The sequence below is a fragment of the Agromyces indicus genome, assembly GCF_031432295.1.
Classification (GTDB): domain Bacteria; phylum Actinomycetota; class Actinomycetes; order Actinomycetales; family Microbacteriaceae; genus Agromyces; species Agromyces indicus.
The window spans coordinates 88,566-103,647 of the sequence record NZ_JAVKGS010000005.1; the positions used below are offsets into that span (position 1 = coordinate 88,566).

Annotated in this window: 17 protein-coding genes; 10 read left to right on the forward strand and 7 right to left on the reverse strand. The window is 72.0% G+C overall.

Going from position 1 to position 15,082, the window contains the following annotated elements; genetic code table 11:
- Positions 1 to 24: 24 nt before the first annotated feature.
- Positions 25 to 3,435, reverse strand: a complete 3,411-nt coding sequence (locus RH861_RS15500; RefSeq protein ID WP_310521751.1) for a pyruvate carboxylase — start codon at positions 3,433 to 3,435, stop codon at positions 25 to 27.
- Between the two features lie 79 nt (positions 3,436 to 3,514).
- Between RH861_RS15500 and RH861_RS15505 the strand changes: the two genes are divergently transcribed.
- Positions 3,515 to 4,357: a ParA family protein gene (locus tag RH861_RS15505; protein WP_067945301.1), complete on the forward strand. Its 843-nt coding sequence runs from the start codon at positions 3,515 to 3,517 to the stop codon at positions 4,355 to 4,357.
- 102 nt (positions 4,358 to 4,459) lie between these two features.
- On the opposite strand, the gene RH861_RS15510 is transcribed toward RH861_RS15505, so the two are convergent.
- The 5 genes from RH861_RS15510 to RH861_RS15530 all read right to left on the reverse strand — a co-directional run bounded on the left by RH861_RS15510 (position 4,460) and on the right by RH861_RS15530 (position 7,420).
- Positions 4,460 to 5,014 carry a MerR family transcriptional regulator gene (locus RH861_RS15510; protein ID WP_248598934.1) on the reverse strand — a complete coding sequence of 185 codons (555 nt, stop codon included), beginning with the start codon at positions 5,012 to 5,014 and terminating at the stop codon, positions 4,460 to 4,462.
- Between the two features lie 107 nt (positions 5,015 to 5,121).
- On the reverse strand, positions 5,122 to 5,814 hold the full coding sequence (ftsR, locus tag RH861_RS15515) for a transcriptional regulator FtsR (protein ID WP_310521752.1): 693 nt from the start codon (positions 5,812 to 5,814) through the stop codon (positions 5,122 to 5,124).
- A complete protein-coding gene (locus tag RH861_RS15520) occupies positions 5,811 to 6,311 on the reverse strand; it encodes an FHA domain-containing protein (protein ID WP_067945295.1) in 501 nt (166 codons plus the stop codon). The genes ftsR and RH861_RS15520 overlap by 4 nt, the downstream gene beginning before the upstream one ends.
- Positions 6,312 to 6,328: 17 nt before the next feature.
- Positions 6,329 to 6,943 (reverse strand): CDP-alcohol phosphatidyltransferase family protein, encoded by a 615-nt coding sequence (locus tag RH861_RS15525; RefSeq protein ID WP_310521753.1) that lies wholly within the window; start codon positions 6,941 to 6,943, stop codon positions 6,329 to 6,331.
- A 9-nt stretch (positions 6,944 to 6,952) separates the two neighbouring features.
- Positions 6,953 to 7,420, reverse strand: a complete 468-nt coding sequence (locus tag RH861_RS15530) for an NUDIX hydrolase (protein ID WP_067945293.1) — start codon at positions 7,418 to 7,420, stop codon at positions 6,953 to 6,955.
- 147 nt (positions 7,421 to 7,567) lie between these two features.
- Between RH861_RS15530 and idi the strand changes: the two genes are divergently transcribed.
- From idi to RH861_RS15575, 9 genes are all read left to right on the forward strand, one after another.
- Positions 7,568 to 8,110, forward strand: coding sequence for an isopentenyl-diphosphate Delta-isomerase (gene idi / locus RH861_RS15535; protein WP_310521754.1), 543 nt, complete (start codon positions 7,568 to 7,570; stop codon positions 8,108 to 8,110).
- A complete protein-coding gene (locus RH861_RS15540) occupies positions 8,103 to 9,149 on the forward strand; it encodes a polyprenyl synthetase family protein (protein ID WP_310521755.1) in 1,047 nt (348 codons plus the stop codon). Before idi ends, RH861_RS15540 begins: the two co-directional genes overlap by 8 nt.
- Entirely contained in the window at positions 9,146 to 10,033 is an 888-nt protein-coding gene (locus RH861_RS15545; protein ID WP_310521756.1) for a phytoene/squalene synthase family protein, read from the forward strand. Before RH861_RS15540 ends, RH861_RS15545 begins: the two co-directional genes overlap by 4 nt.
- Positions 10,030 to 11,643, forward strand: coding sequence for a phytoene desaturase family protein (gene crtI / locus RH861_RS15550; RefSeq protein ID WP_310521757.1), 1,614 nt, complete (start codon positions 10,030 to 10,032; stop codon positions 11,641 to 11,643). Before RH861_RS15545 ends, crtI begins: the two co-directional genes overlap by 4 nt.
- The gene (locus RH861_RS15555; protein WP_310521758.1) at positions 11,640 to 12,011 is read left to right on the forward strand and encodes a lycopene cyclase domain-containing protein; all 372 of its coding nucleotides are present in this window, start codon (positions 11,640 to 11,642) and stop codon (positions 12,009 to 12,011) included. Before crtI ends, RH861_RS15555 begins: the two co-directional genes overlap by 4 nt.
- Positions 12,008 to 12,382, forward strand: coding sequence for a lycopene cyclase domain-containing protein (locus tag RH861_RS15560; RefSeq protein WP_310521759.1), 375 nt, complete (start codon positions 12,008 to 12,010; stop codon positions 12,380 to 12,382). Before RH861_RS15555 ends, RH861_RS15560 begins: the two co-directional genes overlap by 4 nt.
- Positions 12,379 to 13,290, forward strand: a complete 912-nt coding sequence (locus tag RH861_RS15565) for a prenyltransferase (protein WP_310521760.1) — start codon at positions 12,379 to 12,381, stop codon at positions 13,288 to 13,290. The genes RH861_RS15560 and RH861_RS15565 overlap by 4 nt, the downstream gene beginning before the upstream one ends.
- Before the next feature lie 21 nt (positions 13,291 to 13,311).
- Positions 13,312 to 13,683 carry an Hsp15 family ribosome-associated heat shock protein gene (locus tag RH861_RS15570; RefSeq protein WP_310521761.1) on the forward strand — a complete coding sequence of 124 codons (372 nt, stop codon included), beginning with the start codon at positions 13,312 to 13,314 and terminating at the stop codon, positions 13,681 to 13,683.
- Positions 13,684 to 13,771: 88 nt separating this feature from the next.
- Entirely contained in the window at positions 13,772 to 14,065 is a 294-nt protein-coding gene (locus tag RH861_RS15575) for a GNAT family N-acetyltransferase (protein WP_067945277.1), read from the forward strand.
- Positions 14,066 to 14,120: 55 nt separating this feature from the next.
- Here the strand turns inward: RH861_RS15575 and RH861_RS15580 are convergent, their stop codons facing one another.
- Positions 14,121 to 14,975 (reverse strand): aggregation-promoting factor C-terminal-like domain-containing protein, encoded by an 855-nt coding sequence (locus RH861_RS15580; protein ID WP_310521762.1) that lies wholly within the window; start codon positions 14,973 to 14,975, stop codon positions 14,121 to 14,123.
- Between the last annotated feature and the right edge of the window lie 107 nt (positions 14,976 to 15,082).

A 15,082-nucleotide genomic window follows, 5' to 3' on the forward strand; every position in this document is an offset into this window, starting at 1 on the left:
AACGCTCACCAGTGCGGGACGCAGTCAGCCTACCGCCGGGCGGACGACGACCAGCAGATCACCCGCCTCGACCTGCTGGGTCTTCGGGATCGCAACCCGCTCGACCACGCCGGCGATGGGCGAGGTGATCGCCGCCTCCATCTTCATGGCCTCGATCGAGGCGACCGCCTGACCGGCGGCGACCTCGGCTCCGGCCTCGATCTGGAGCGTCACGACGCCCGAGAACGGCGCGGCGACGTGTCCCGGCTGCGACTGGTCGGCCTTCTCCGCGGCGCGCGCCTCGACCGTGATGCTGCGGTCGCGGACGAACACCGGGCGCAGTTGCCCGTTCAGGATCGTCATGACGGTCCGCATGCCCTTGTCATCGGCCTCGCCGATGGCCTCGAGGCCGGCGTACAGACGGACGCCCTTCGCGATCTCGACCACGTGCTCCGCACCCGGTCGAAGGCCGTAGAGGTAGTCGGCGGTGTCGACGACCGAGAGGTCGCCGAACAGCTCGCGGATCTGCTCGAACTGACGGGTCGGCGCCGGGAAGAGGAGCGAGTTCAGAAGCTCCTGGCGGTCGCGCCCCGGCGACTCGAGTCCCCGGCGCTGCGCGTGCGTCAGCTCCGTGACGCCGACCCGCACGTCCCGGCCGGCGAGCACCTTGCTGCGGAACGGCTCCGGCCACCCGCCGGGCAGGTCGCCCAGCTCACCGGCCATGAAGCCGATGACCGAGTCGGGCACGTCGTACTTCTCGGGGTTCGCCTCGAAGTCGGCGGGGTCGGCCTTCACCGCGGCCAGGTGCAGGGCGAGGTCGCCGACGACCTTCGACGACGGCGTCACCTTCGGGACGCGGCCGAGGATCTTGTTCGCCGCGGCGTACATGTCCTCGATCAGCTCGAAGTCGTCGGCGAGGCCGAGGGCGATCGCCTGCTGCCGCAGGTTCGAGAGCTGGCCGCCGGGGATCTCGTGGTGGTAGACCCGACCCGTGGGCCCCGGGAGGCCCGACTCGAACGGGCGGTACAGGCGGCGCACGGCTTCCCAGTAGGGCTCGAGGTCCGAGACGGCATCGAGCGAGATGCCCGTGTCGCGCTCGGTGTGGGCGAGCGCGGCGACGAGGGAGGACGCCGAGGGCTGGCTCGTGGTCCCGGCCATCGGGGCGCTCGCGACGTCGACCGCGTCGACACCGGCGCGGCTGGCGGCCAGGAGCGTGGCCAGCTGCCCGCCGGCGGTGTCGTGGGTGTGCAGGTGCACGGGCAGGTCGAACCGCTCGCGCAGCGCGGCGACGAGCTTCTCGGCCGCCGCCGGACGCAGGAGCCCGGCCATGTCCTTGATCGCGAGGATGTGCGCGCCGGCCGAGACGATGTCGTCGGCGAGGCGCAGGTAGTAGTCGAGCGTGTAGAGGTCCTCCGCCGGGTCGAGCAGGTCACCGGTGTAGCAGACCGCGACCTCGGCGACCGAGCTGCCCGTCGCGAGCACCGCGTCGATCGCCGGCCGCATCTGTGAGACGTCGTTCAGCGCGTCGAAGATGCGGAAGATGTCGACGCCGGTCGAGGACGCCTCCTGCACGAAGGCATCGGTCACCTCCGTCGGATACGGCGTGTAGCCCACCGTGTTGCGCCCGCGCAGGAGCATCTGGATGTTCAGGTTGGGCAGCGCCTCGCGGAGGGTGGCGAGCCGCTCCCACGGGTCCTCGCCGAGGAAGCGGAGCGCGACGTCGTAGGTCGCACCGCCCCACGCCTCGACCGAGAGCAGTTCGGGCGTCATCCGGGCGACGTACGGGGCGACCGCCGCGAGGTCGCGCGTGCGGACGCGCGTCGCGAGGAGCGACTGGTGGGCGTCGCGGAACGTCGTCTCGGTGACCGCCAACGGGGTCTGGGCCCGCAGCGCCGCCGCGAACCCGGCCGGTCCGAGTTCGAGGAGGCGCTGCCGCGAGCCGTTCGGCGCGGGTCGTCCGAGGTCGAGCTCGGGGAGCTTGTCGACCGGCGCGACCGTCGTCGGTGCGGGACCGTTCGGCTGGTTGACCGTGACATCCGCGAGCCAGTTGAGGATCTTGGTGCCGCGGTCCTTGGAGACCCGTCCGCGCATGAGCTGCGGGCGCTCGTCGATGAACGAGGTGCTGAGGTCGCCCGACATGAACTGCGCATCCTCCAGCACGGCCTGGAGGAACGGGATGTTGGTCGAGACGCCGCGGATGCGGAACTCGGCGAGGGCGCGCTTGGTGCGGGTGACCGCCTGCTGGTAGTCGCGGCCGCGGCAGATGAGCTTCGCGAGCATGGAGTCGAAGTGCGGGCTGATCTGCGCACCGGGGTTCACCGTGCCGCCGTCGAGGCGGATGCCTGCACCGCCGGGCGACCGGTAGGTCGTGATCTTGCCCGTGTCCGGGCGGAAGTTCGCCGTCGGGTCCTCGGTGGTGATGCGGCACTGGATCGCCGCGCCGCGCAGGTGGATGCGGTCCTGCGTCAGCCCGAGGTCGGCGAGCCGCTCCCCCGCCGCGATGCGCATCTGGGCGACGACGAGGTCGACGTCGGTGACCTCCTCGGTGACGGTGTGCTCGACCTGGATGCGCGGGTTCATCTCGATGAAGACGTGCTGGCCGGCGCGCTCGCCCGCCGTGTCGAGCAGGAACTCGACCGTGCCCGCGTTGACGTACCCGATGGACTTCGCGAACGCCACCGCGTCGCGGTAGAGGGACTGGCGGATCTCGTCCGTGAGGTTCGGCGCGGGCGCGATCTCGACCACCTTCTGGTGGCGGCGCTGCACCGAGCAGTCGCGCTCGAAGAGGTGCACGGTCTCGCCCGCGGCATCCGCCAGCACCTGCACCTCGATGTGGCGGGGCCGCAGCACGGCCTGCTCGAGGAACATCGTCGGGTCGCCGAACGCGCTGTCGGCCTCGCGCATGGCCTCCTCGAGCGCCCGGCGCAGGTCCTCCCGCCTGTCGACGCGACGCATGCCGCGTCCACCGCCGCCGGCGACGGCCTTGGCGAAGATCGGGAACCCGATCTCGTCGGCCTGCGCGAGCAGGGCGTCGACGTCGCGCGACGGCTCGGTCGACTTCAGGACCGGCACGCCGGCGGCGATCGCCTGCTCCTTCGCCGTGACCTTGTTGCCCGCCATCTCGAGCACGCGCGTGGGCGGGCCGATGAAGGTGATGCCGGCGTCGGCCGCGGCCTGCGCGAGCTCCGGATTCTCGGAGAGGAACCCGTAGCCGGGGTAGATCGCGTCGGCGCCCGACTCCTTGGCCACCCGGATGATCTCGGACACGTCGAGGTAGGCGCGCACCGGGTGCCCCGGTTCGCCGATCTGGTACGCCTCGTCCGCCTTCAGGCGGTGCAGCGAGTTGCGGTCCTCATACGGGAAGACGGCGACGGTCTTCGCACCGAGCTCGACGGCGGCTCGGAACGCCCGGATGGCGATCTCACCGCGATTGGCGACCAGGATCTTCTCGAACATGCAGGCCTTTCCGGGTGGGGGTTCTCCGCACAGCGAACATTTAGGTATCGCCGTGCGAGTAACGGTAACGTATTCGCTCGTGCACGTTCTCTCGGTCAGTTCCCTGAAGGGCGGCGTCGGAAAGACGACCGTCACGCTCGGGCTGGCCTCCGCGGCCTTCGCTCGCGGGGTGCGCACGCTGGTCGTCGACCTCGACCCGCAGTCCGACGTCTCGACCGGCATGGACATCCAGGTCGCCGGCCACCTGAACGTCGCCGACGTGCTCGCCTCCCCCAAGGAGAAGATCGTCCGTTCGGCGATCGCCCCGAGCGGCTGGGCCCGGTCCAACCCGCAGTCCACGATCGACGTCATGATCGGCAGCCCGTCGGCCATCAACTACGACGGACCGCACCCGTCGATCCGCGACATCTGGAAGCTCGAGGAGGCGCTCGCGAACGTCGAGGCCGACTACGAGCTCGTCCTCATCGACTGCGCGCCGTCGCTGAACGCCCTGACGCGCACCGCGTGGGCGGCCAGCGACCGTGTCGCCGTCGTCACCGAGCCCGGGCTGTTCTCCGTCGCCGCTGCCGATCGGGCCCTGCGCGCGATCGAGGAGATCCGGCGCGGTCTCTCCCCCCGACTGCAGCCGCTCGGCATCATCGTCAACCGTGCCCGCGTGCAGTCGCTCGAGCACCAGTTCCGCATCAAGGAACTGCGCGACATGTTCGGTCCGCTCGTGCTCTCGCCGCAGCTGCCCGAGCGCACGTCGCTCCAGCAGGCGCAGGGCGCCGCGAAGCCGCTCCACATGTGGCCGGGCGAGAGCGCCGAGGAGATGTCGCACCACTTCGACCAGCTGCTCGAGCGCGTGCTCCGCACGGCCCGCATCGGCGAGTTCGGCGCCGCCCAGCCGCAGCGGCTCGAGATCGACTCGACCTCGCGCTGACCGTCGGTTCCCTACCCGCCTCCGGCCGTGACGGCCGCCGCCGCGGTGCATTCGATGACGGATGGCGCCGCGCCGCGGCATCCGTCGGCTGATGACGCCGGGTTACGAGATCTTGCGCGCCGCGCGGCTTCGCCGAGCGGCGAGCTCGTCGACCTGGTCGGCCGACTGGGTGTCGAGTTCGACGAGCGTGGACTCGACCTCGCGCAGGACCTTGCCGACCGCGATGCCGAACACGCCCTGTCCGCGATTGACGAGGTCGATGACCTCGTCGTCGGAGGTGCACAGGTAGACGCTCGCGCCATCGCTCATGAGCGTGGTCTGCGCCAGGTCGTCGATGCCGGCCTCGCGCAGCTGGGTCACGGCGATGCGGATCTGCTGAAGCGAGATGCCCGTGTCGAGCAGGCGCTTCACGAGCTTCAACACGAGGATGTCGCGGAAACCGTAGAGCCGCTGGGAGCCGGAGCCCGCCGCGCCTCGGACCGTCGGCTCCACCAGTTGGGTCCTCGCCCAGTAGTCGAGCTGGCGGTAGCTGATACCCGCGGCCCGAGCGGCGACCGCACCGCGATACCCCGTGCCGTCGTCGTGCTCCGGCAGGCCGTCGGTGAAGAGCAGGCCGAGGTCGTAGCGTGCGCGTTCGCTCCGATCGAGCTCGGTCATCCCATCGCCCCTCACTGTCGTCGGCGCCGCAGCGGCGCGGATTCCACGCTACCCACGGCGGGCATCGGAGTCGAGGACATCGGGCCGAACGTCACGGCGTGTCGTGGTCAGTCCGACGAGCGGCCGAGCGACTGCCGCAGGACGCTCGCGTGGACCGACGCCAGGTGGCCGGCCAGCTCGCCCGCGCGCTCGTCGTTGCGAGCTCGACCGGCCGCATCGCGGCGACGCTCCGGCGCGATCGCCCGTTCGATGAGTGCGGCCTGGCGTTCCGCCGCTCCTCGGAGTCCGCGGAGGTGCCGCGGCTCGATGCCCACGCCGCCGAGCGCGACGAGCGAGCGGAGCAGCTGGAGCGCCTCCTCGCCGTAGACGTCGGCGGGACGGATGAGGGAGGACGCGATCGCCTCGTCGAGCAGCTTCGGCGTCGCGCCGGCCGCCTGCACGAGTTCGCCGCGCGTGTACCGGTTCGCCGTCGCGCGCACGGTGGCGCCGCTGGTGGCTCCGGGGAGCGCGGGCGTCTCGCCCCGGTCGACCGCCTCGAGGTGAGCCCGGATGACCTTCAGCGGAAGGTAGTGGTCGCGTTGCATCGACAGCACGACGCCGAGTCGCTCGATGTCGTCGGGCGAGAACTTGCGGTAGCCCGCGGCGGTGCGGGCGGGCGTGACGAGCCCCTGCTCCTCGAGGAAGCGCAGCTTGGACGGCGTCAGTTCCGGAAACTCCGGCTGGAGTTTCGCGAGGACCTGACCGATGCCGAACAGCGGCGGGGCGTGGACCTGACGCCGCGTCGCGGCGCCCTCGGTCACCCGGTGCCCGCCGGCGAGAGGTCGCGACGCGACGCGTAGAAGGTGAGCCGGTACTTGCCGATCTGGACCTCGGCGCCGTCACTGAGCAGCGCGGTCTCGATGCGGACGCCGTCGAAGTAGGTGCCGTTCAACGAGTTCAGGTCGCGGACCTCGAACGCGGTGCGGTGCCGGACGAATTCCGCGTGCTTGCGCGAGACCGTCACGTCGTCGAGGAAGATGTCGGCGTCGGGGTGCCGGCCGACCGTCGTGACGTCGGTGTCGAGCAGGAATCGCGCGCCCGCGTTCGGTCCGCGGCGGACGATCAGCAGCGCGGAGCCGGACGGCAGGGCGTTGATCGCCTCCTGCTCGGCCGCGCTGATGTCGGCGTCGAGCGCGCTCAACTGCGCGGCGGCCTCACGGCTGAACCCCATCGTCGTGTCGTTCGCGCCGTTGAACTCGTGCGCCGAGGTCGCGGTCGAGGGCTCCCGCTCCTCACCGTTCGCACCGGCCTGAGTCATGTCGGAATCCGCCACCGCTAACCTCCCTGCTCCAGCGTATCGGATGCGGCGGGCCCCGATGCACGCGGGATCCGAACCACGCGCACGGTCTCGATCGCGTAGATGATCCCCGCCCACCAGTAGAGGAACGCGCCCCAGAGCGTCACCGACCAGCCGAGGGGTTCGCTCACCGGCTGGGCGGCGGGGAACGCGAGCCCCAGCATGATGACCGGGACGCCGAAGAAGAGCGCGAAGGTCGCGGCCTTCCCGAGCTGGTGCACGGGCAGCGGACCGAAGCCGTGGTTGGCGAGGACGACGCCCAGCGCCAGGAGCATCACGTCGCGCGCGACGATGACCACGACGATCCACCACGGCACGAGGCCGTTGGCGGCGAGCCCCACGAGTGCGGCGAAGATGTACAGTCGGTCGGCCGCAGGATCGAGCAGCTGACCGAGGCGCGTGACCTGGTCGAACCGTCGCGCGAGGTAGCCGTCCAGGAGGTCTGAGAGGCTCGCCACGACGAGGACGACGAGCGCGGCCACGTAGGCGCCACGGACCACGAGGACGAGGAAGACGGGCACGAGGAGCAGCCGCAGCATCGAGAGGACGTTCGGTATCGTCCAGACCTGCGCCCCCACGCTCTGCCCCGCCACGTGTCGATCCTATCGATCGACGCCCGGTCGGACTCGTGCCCGCAACGCCGGCCACGCCTCGGCGAACCGCGGATGCAGCGGCAGGGCGTCGACGTCGTCGATGGGGGTCCAGCTCAGCGCGATGCTCTCCGGGTCCGTCATCCGCGGTTCGAATCGCTCGACGGCGTCGGCCACCACGGTGGTGTACGACCAGAATCCGAGGTCGAGCACGCTCTCGAACCGGTGGACGACGAGCTCCGGGGGCAGCCCCGCCTCCTCGGTCGTCTCGCGCACCGCCGCGTCGAACGCCGACTCTCCGAGGTGCCGCGCACCGCCCGGGATCCCCCACGTGCCGCCGAAGTGGCTCCACTCCGCGCGGTGCTGCAGCAGGACCGCGCCGTGCGGGTCGACGAGCAGGAGTCCCGCGGCGCCGAAGCGCCCCCAGTAGCGGGAGCCGTCGGGCCCGTGCACCCATCCGTCGCCGCTCTCGCCCGTCATCCCTCCAGCATGCCCCACGAGGACGGACCCGCGGCGGGCGCGCTGGTCCAACTTTCGGTTGTTCCACCCCCATCCGTCACGCTGCTAGCTTCGATCCCACGATCCGCACGGGTCAGCGCACATCGCCCGCAGCGAGGAGGAGGCACGATGCCGCAGACGACCAGAACCGTCGAAGACGAGGTGGTGCTCCTCGACGAGTCGGGCACGCCGATCGGTCGGGCACCGAAGAACGCCGTGCACGGCCCGGACACCGCGCTCCACCTCGCCTTCTCCTGCCATGTGGTCAACCCCATCGGCGAGGTGCTCATCACGCGTCGGGCGATCGGCAAGCAGACCTGGCCGGGCGTCTGGACGAACTCGTTCTGCGGCCACCCGAAGCCGGCCGAGCCGCTGCTCCACGCGGTCCACCGCCGCGCCGACTTCGAGCTCGGGCTCGAGATCGGGTCGGTGGAGCTGGCGCTGCCGCTGTTCCGGTATCGGGCGACGGATGCCAGCGGGATCGTCGAGAACGAGGTGTGCCCCGTGTACGTGGCCACGACCGACGGCGAGCCCGACCCGAACCCGCGGGAGGTCGCGGAGTACCGCTGGGTGGACCCGCGTTCGCTCGCCACCGCGGTCCAGGCGGCGCCATGGGCGTTCAGTCCGTGGCTGGTCCTCCAGGCGCGGGAGCTGGAGCTGTTCCGTGCCTGAACTGCTCGACTCCGCGATCGACGAGGAGCTCCGCACCTTCTTCACGGAGGCGCGGATCCGAGCCGGCGCGTACGGCGCCCACTACGCGGCGCTGTGGGAGTCGATCGAGCAGCAGAGCTCGGGCGGCAAGCGGGTGCGGCCGCGTCTGGTGTGGTCGGCCTACCGCGGATTCGGTGGAGCGGACCGGGCGATGGCGACCCGCGTGGCCCTCGCCTTCGAGCTGCTGCACACCGCGTTCCTCATCCACGACGACCTCATCGATCGCGACACCGTGCGGCGCGGCGCGCCCAACGTCGCGGGACGCTTCGCGGCCCGCGCGCTCGAGCACGGTGCCGACGAGCGCGCGAGCGCGGTGTGGGCCGAGACCGCAGCGGTCCTCGCGGGCGACCTCGCGCTCAGCCGTGCGCATCGCGAGATCGCGATGCTGCCGATCCCGGCCGAGCGCCGCGAGGCGCTCCTCGACATCCTGGATCGCGCCGTCTTCATCTCGGCGGCCGGCGAGCTGGCCGACGTCACCGGTTCGCTCCGCGGGACCACGCCGGCACTCGAGGCCGTGCTCTCGACGCTCGAGCAGAAGACGGCGGTCTACTCGTTCGAGGCGCCGCTCGCGGCCGGTGCGGTGCTGGCCGGCGCGGGCCCCGAGATCGTCTCGGCCCTCTGCCGCTTCGGCCGGCTCGTCGGCGTGGCCTTCCAGATCACCGACGACGTGCTGGGCGTGTTCGGCGACCCGGCGATCACGGGCAAATCAGCCTCGGCCGACCTCCGCGAGGGCAAGCGGACGGCGCTCATCGCGCACGCGGCGACCACGGCCGCCTGGCCTCGGATCGCCGAGCGGCTGGGCGACCCCGCGCTCGACGAGGATGCCGCAGCGGAGCTGCGCGCCGCGCTGCTCGAGTGCGGCGCTCGCGAGGCCGCGACCGCCCTGGCCGAGGAGCACGTGACGCTCGCCCGGTACGAGCTGGACTCGGCCGAGCTGCCCGCCGAACTGCGCGTCGAGCTCCACGAGTTCGCCCAGCGCGCCATGGAGCGGGTGCGATGAGCCGTCGCTCGATGCTGGGGCTGCTCGACCGGTACACGGATGCCGCGGAGGCCGGTTCGGCGACCGTGATCGCCCGCTACTCGACCTCGTTCGGTGCCGCGGCCAAGCTCCTCGACGCCGAGACGCGTCGCCGCATCCGCTCGGTGTACGCCCTCGTGCGGGTGGCCGACGAGATCGTCGACGGCGCGGCGGCCGAGGCCGGGCTCGGCCCGGACGAGCTGCACGAGGTCCTCGACGGGCTCGAGGCCGACACCGAGCGCGCCATGCGACTCGGCTACTCGGCGAACCTCGTCGTCCACGCGTTCGCCAGGGTGGCGAGGGAGACCGGGTTCGGCGTCGAGCTCACGCGGCCGTTCTTCGCGTCGATGCGCCGCGATCTCGATCCGGCGCCGTTCACGAGCGAGGAGATCGGTCCGTACATCCACGGCTCCGCCGAGGTGGTCGGCCTCATGTGCCTGGCCGCCTTCCTCGTCGACGAGCCCGCGGACGAGGCCCGCCGTGCGCGGCTCGAGCGCGGCGCGATCCACCTCGGTGCGGCGTTCCAGAAGATCAACTTCCTCCGGGACCTCGCGGTCGACTGGCGGACGCTCGGCCGGAACTACTTCCCCGGCGTCGATCCCGAGGCCTTCACCGAAGAGGACAAGACCGCGATCCTCGACGACATCGACCGCGACCTGGAGATCGCGAGGAGCGCGCTGCCCGAGCTGCCTCGCCGGGCGCGATCGGCGGTCGCGACCGCGCACGGGCTCTTCGCGAGCCTCACCGCACGCTGCCGGACGACGCCGGCATCCGAGATCATGGCGACGCGGATCCGCGTGCCCGACGGCGAGAAATTCGCCATCGCGGTCCGCTCCGCACTGGGCACGGGAGGGAATCGACGATGATCGGCGCATCCGAGCGCATCGTGGTGATCGGCGGAGGCATCGCCGGGCTCGCGACATCCGCGCTGCTGGCCCGGGACGGGCACCGCGTGACCCTGCTGGAGGCGCGCGACGAGCTCGGCGGGCGGGCCGGTCGCTGGGAGCGGCACGGGTTCCGGTTCGACACCGGCCCCTCCTGGTACCTCATGCCGGAGGTGTTCGGTCACTTCTTCCGCCTCTTCGGCACGAGTGCCGAGCAGGAGCTCGACCTGGTCCGCCTCGACCCCGGCTACCGCGTGTACGCGGAGGGCTTCGCCGATCCGGTCGACATCCGCCCGACGCGGGAAGAGAACGTCGCCCTGTTCGAGTCGATCGAGCCGGGCGCCGGCCGTGCGCTCGAGCGCTACCTCGACTCGGCCGAGTCGGCGTACGACATCGCCCGCCGCCGATTCCTCTACACGAACTTCGACGACCCCCGCGAGCTGCTCACGGGCGAGGTCCTGCGCCAGTCCGGCCGTCTGGCGAGGCTGCTCGCGACGCCGCTCGACCGGTTCGCCGCGCAGGCCGTGCGCGATCGGCGCCTGCAGCAGGTGCTCGGCTATCCGGCCGTGTTCCTCGGCTCCTCGCCGGATGCCACGCCGGCGATGTACCACCTCATGAGCCACATGGACCTGCAGCAGGGCGTCTTCTACCCGCAGGGCGGCTTCGCCGAGCTCATCGACCGGATCGCGGCGGTCGCGACCGCGGCCGGAGTCGACATCGTGACCGGCGCGCGCGTGGAGTCCATCGAGCTGTCCGGCGACGCCAAGCCGGCGGTCGCGGGCGCCCGTTTCCGCGACGCGTCGGGCCGCAGCGTCGTCGCCCCGGCCCATCGGGTGGTCTCGGCGGCGGACCTGCACCACACCGAGACCGAGCTGCTCCCGCGGCAGGCGCAGACCTACCCCGAGACCTGGTGGCGCCGACGGACGTCGGGTCCGGGAGCGGTGCTCGCCCTGCTCGGCATCCGCGGACAGGTGCCCGGCCTGGAGCACCACACGCTCTTCTTCACCGAGGACTGGAAGCGCAACTTCGGGGCGATCTTCGGCTCCGACCCGCACGTGCCCGACCCCGCGTCGTTCTACGTGTGCATGCCGAGCGCGACCGATCCCACGGTGGCACCCGAGGGCGACACCAACCTGTTCATCCTCATCCCGGTGCCCGCCGACGTCGCGATCGGCAACGGCGGACTCGACGGCGCCGGCGACCGGCTGGTCGAGGAGACCGCCGACCGCGCCATCGCGCGGATCGCCGAGGCGACCGGCGTCCACGACCTCGCGGAGCGCATCGTCGTCCGGCGCACCATCGGTCCGGCCGACTTCGCCGACGACCTGAACTCGTGGCAGGGCGGGGCGCTCGGACCCGCGCACACCCTTCGGCAGAGCGCGTTCCTGCGCGGCACGAACCAGTCCCGGCGGGTCGACGGCCTCTACTACGCGGGCGGCTCCTCGGTCCCGGGCATCGGGTTGCCGATGTGCCTCATCAGTGCCGAGAACGTCGTGAAGCGCGTGCGCGGTGACCGATCGGCCGGCCCGATCCCGGAGCCGGAGTCGTCCGATGCCGTGGGGGCCGCCGGTCCGGGCGCATCCCTCGCATGACGGCGTTCGCGTACCTCGGCGGCCTGCTCCTCGTCATCGGCTGCATGGCGCTCATCGACGCGCGCTGGCGCCTGGTGTTCTGGCGTGCGCCGCTCGCGGCAGCCGTCACGATCGGCGTCGGCCTGGCCTTCTTCCTGCTGTGGGATGCGGCGGGCATCGTGCTCGGCGTGTTCTTCCGGGGCGAGTCGCAGATCGTCACGGGCATCGAACTCGCGCCCGAGCTGCCGCTCGAGGAACCGGTCTTCCTCTTCTTCCTGTGCTACCTGACCCTGGTGCTGGTGCTGGGGGTCGAGCGGATGCTGCGGACGAGGGCGCTCGGCCCCGCGGCATCCGTGCCGGGCGACCGCGAGACGGGAGCGGCCGGATGACCTACACGCTCATGAGCCTGCCGTTCGTCGCGGCAGCGATCCTGGCCGCGTGGGCCTGGCGCCCCCGGGACGCGGCGGCCGCACGCCGCCGACGGAACGCCATGCTCGTGGCCGCCGTCGCGCTGTTCGTGCTCACCGCGGTGTTCGACTCCCTCATCATCGGCACCGGCATCGTCGCGTACGATGACGGACAACGCTCGGGCCTGACGATCGGGCTCGCACCGATCGAGGACTTCCTGTACCCGCTCGCGGGCGTGCTGCTGCTGCCGGCGGTGTGGGGGCTCGCGGTGCGCCGCTGGCCCGGCGGGTCGCCACGGGCGCTGGCCGCGGCGGCGGGCGACGGCACGGAGGACACGGAGGAACGCGCATGACGGGTCCCGAGGCGTCGCGCACGGCACGGCGGACGCGCCACGCGGTCGGCCAGGTGCTCCTCTCGTCGCGGCCGATCAGCTGGATCAACACGGCCTTCCCGTTCGCCGCCGCCTACCTGCTGACGACCGGAGAGGTCGATGCGCTGCTGGTCGTCGGCACGCTGTTCTTCCTCGTCCCGTACAACCTCCTGATGTACGGCGTGAACGACGTCTTCGACTACGAATCCGACCTCCGCAACCCGCGCAAGGGCGGGGCCGAAGGGGCTCTGCTCGATCCCGGCCTGCATCGCGCCGTGGTGTGGGCGGGGGTCGTCACGGCCGCACCGCTCGTGGCGGCCATGCTCTGGCTGGCGGGCACGTCGCATCCGTCGTCGTGGGTGGTGCTCGCGATCAGCCTCTTCGCCGTCTTCGCCTACTCGGTGCCGGGCCTGCGGTTCAAGGAGCGGCCGCTCCTGGATTCGGTCACGTCGAGCACCCACTTCGTGAGTCCCGCCGCGTACGGGCTCGCGGTCGCCGGTGCGGAGTTCACGTGGCAGCTGGTGGCGCTCCTCACGGCGTTCTTCCTCTGGGGTATCGCGAGCCACGCCTTCGGCGCCGTGCAGGACGTGATCCCGGATCGCGAGGCGGGCATCGCCTCGGTGGCGACGGCGTTCGGTGCGGCGGCGACGGTGCGGATGGCGCTGGCCTTCTGGACCGCCGCTGGGCTGCTCATGCTCGCGACGGAGTGGCCCGGGCCGCTCGCCGCGCTGCTGGTCCTGCCGTACCTGCGCGCGGCGTGGCCGTACCGTTCGGTGACGGATGCCGCATCCGGCGAGTCGAACCGCGGCTGGCGCCGGTTCATCCTCATCAACTACGCCGTCGGGTTCGCGGTGACGCTGCTCATGATCTGGTGGGCGCTCGTGCGCTGACCGCCTGCGGAGGCTGGGACGATGGCAGAGCTCGAGTCGGCGCGCGTGGACGCGTGGCTGTGGGCCGTTCGCATCTGCAAGACGCGCTCGGCGGCCACCGCCGCGTGCCGCGCCGGCCACGTGCGCGTGAACGGCGATCGCGCCAAGGCGGCGCTTCCCGTCCGCCCCGGCGACGAGGTCAGGGTTCGACTCCACGGCTTCGACCGCATCCTCATCGTGCGGCGGCCGATCGTGAAGCGCGTCTCGGCCGAGGTCGCGGCGACGGCCGTCGAGGATCGCACGCCGCCGCCCCCACCGCGCGAGGCGGTCCCGACCGTGCCGGTCCGCGACCGCGGGAGCGGCAGGCCGACCAAGCGGGAGCGGCGCGACCTCGATCGGCTTCGCGGCCGCTGATGCCGGGAGGTCTCCCGTCGTCCTCGGCATGGGGCCACGCCGCCGCGGCCTCGGGGGGCAGCGTGCGGCTGCGGCGTAGCCTGAGACGGTGACGAAGGACTTCGCCCACGAACCGGACCTGCGGCGCTACGTCGTCCGCGTCGACGGCGTCATCGCCAGCGTGCTCGACTACCGCGAGCTCGGCGACGCCGTCGCGTTCGTCCGGACGTTCACCAACCCGCCCTACCGCGGCGCCGGGCTCGCCGCCGAGCTCACGCGGTTCGCCGTCGACGACGTGGAGCAGGGCACGGGCCGGCGGATCGTGCCGAGCTGCTGGTATGTCGAGCAGTGGTTCGACCGGCATCCGGAGCGCCGCCACCTGCTCGACCCGCGGACGGCATGAGGCGGCCGCGCGAGGTCTCCCCCGCGCGGCCGCCTCGGCTCGGTACGTGCGCCGATCAGTACCAGTTGACCGACTGCGAGTGGCCCCAGGCCGCGCACGGCGAGCCGTAGCTCGCGGCGATGTACTGCAGGCCCCACTTGATCTGGGTGGCCGCGTTGGTGCGCCAGTCCGCGCCCGCGGTGGCGAGCTTGTCGGCCGGCCACGCCTGCACGATGCCGTACGCGCCGCTCGAGGGGTTCACGGCCTGGTAGTTCCAGCCCGACTCCTTGGTCCAGAGCGAGTCGAGGCACTGGAACTGGTCCTCGCCCCACCCGTACTGCGAGGACATGATCTCGCGTGCCGACTGCTTCGCGCCTTCGGGGGTGTTGGCGCGCGCGAGCGCCGCCGCGGCGGCGGCCTGCTCGGCGGCCGCGCGGTCCTTCGCCTCCGCGGCCTTCATCGCCTCGGCGATGCGGACCTTGGTCTCGGCGGTGAGCTCGCGGACCTCGTCGAGCGGCAGGGTCTCGTAGTCGCCGAGGGAGGCGACGGACGCCTCGAGCCCACCGGCGTCGACCTTGCCCTCGACCTCGGCGAGCGTGTCCTCGGCGAGCGTGAGGGTGTCCTGGGCCTGGGCGTGGGTCTTCGCCTCGGCGATGCCGGCGTACGCGCCGAGCTGGAGGGCGTCGCGCGACGCGGCGTCGGTGATGGCCGCGGTGGCCTGGACGCGCTCCTGGGCGGCGAGCGCGGACTGCATCGTGAAGCCCGTGCCGGCGACGAGGCCGGCGGTGAGGACGGCGCCGCCGGCGATGAGCCGGCGTCGTCCGACCCGGCGGCGGCGGGCGGCGCGGCGGGTGGCCGCGGGGGTGGCGAACGGGGTGGTCTGCCGGGTGTCGGTGTACTGGTTCTCGGTCTGCTGGATCTCGTTGCGCATAGTCTGGGGGCGCTCGGATCACTCAGGTCGGGGGCCCTCCGAGCGGGGGCATGGGATCGCCCGGGCCGTCACGGTCCCGGGCGCACAAGTCCCCCACCCTTCCCTAT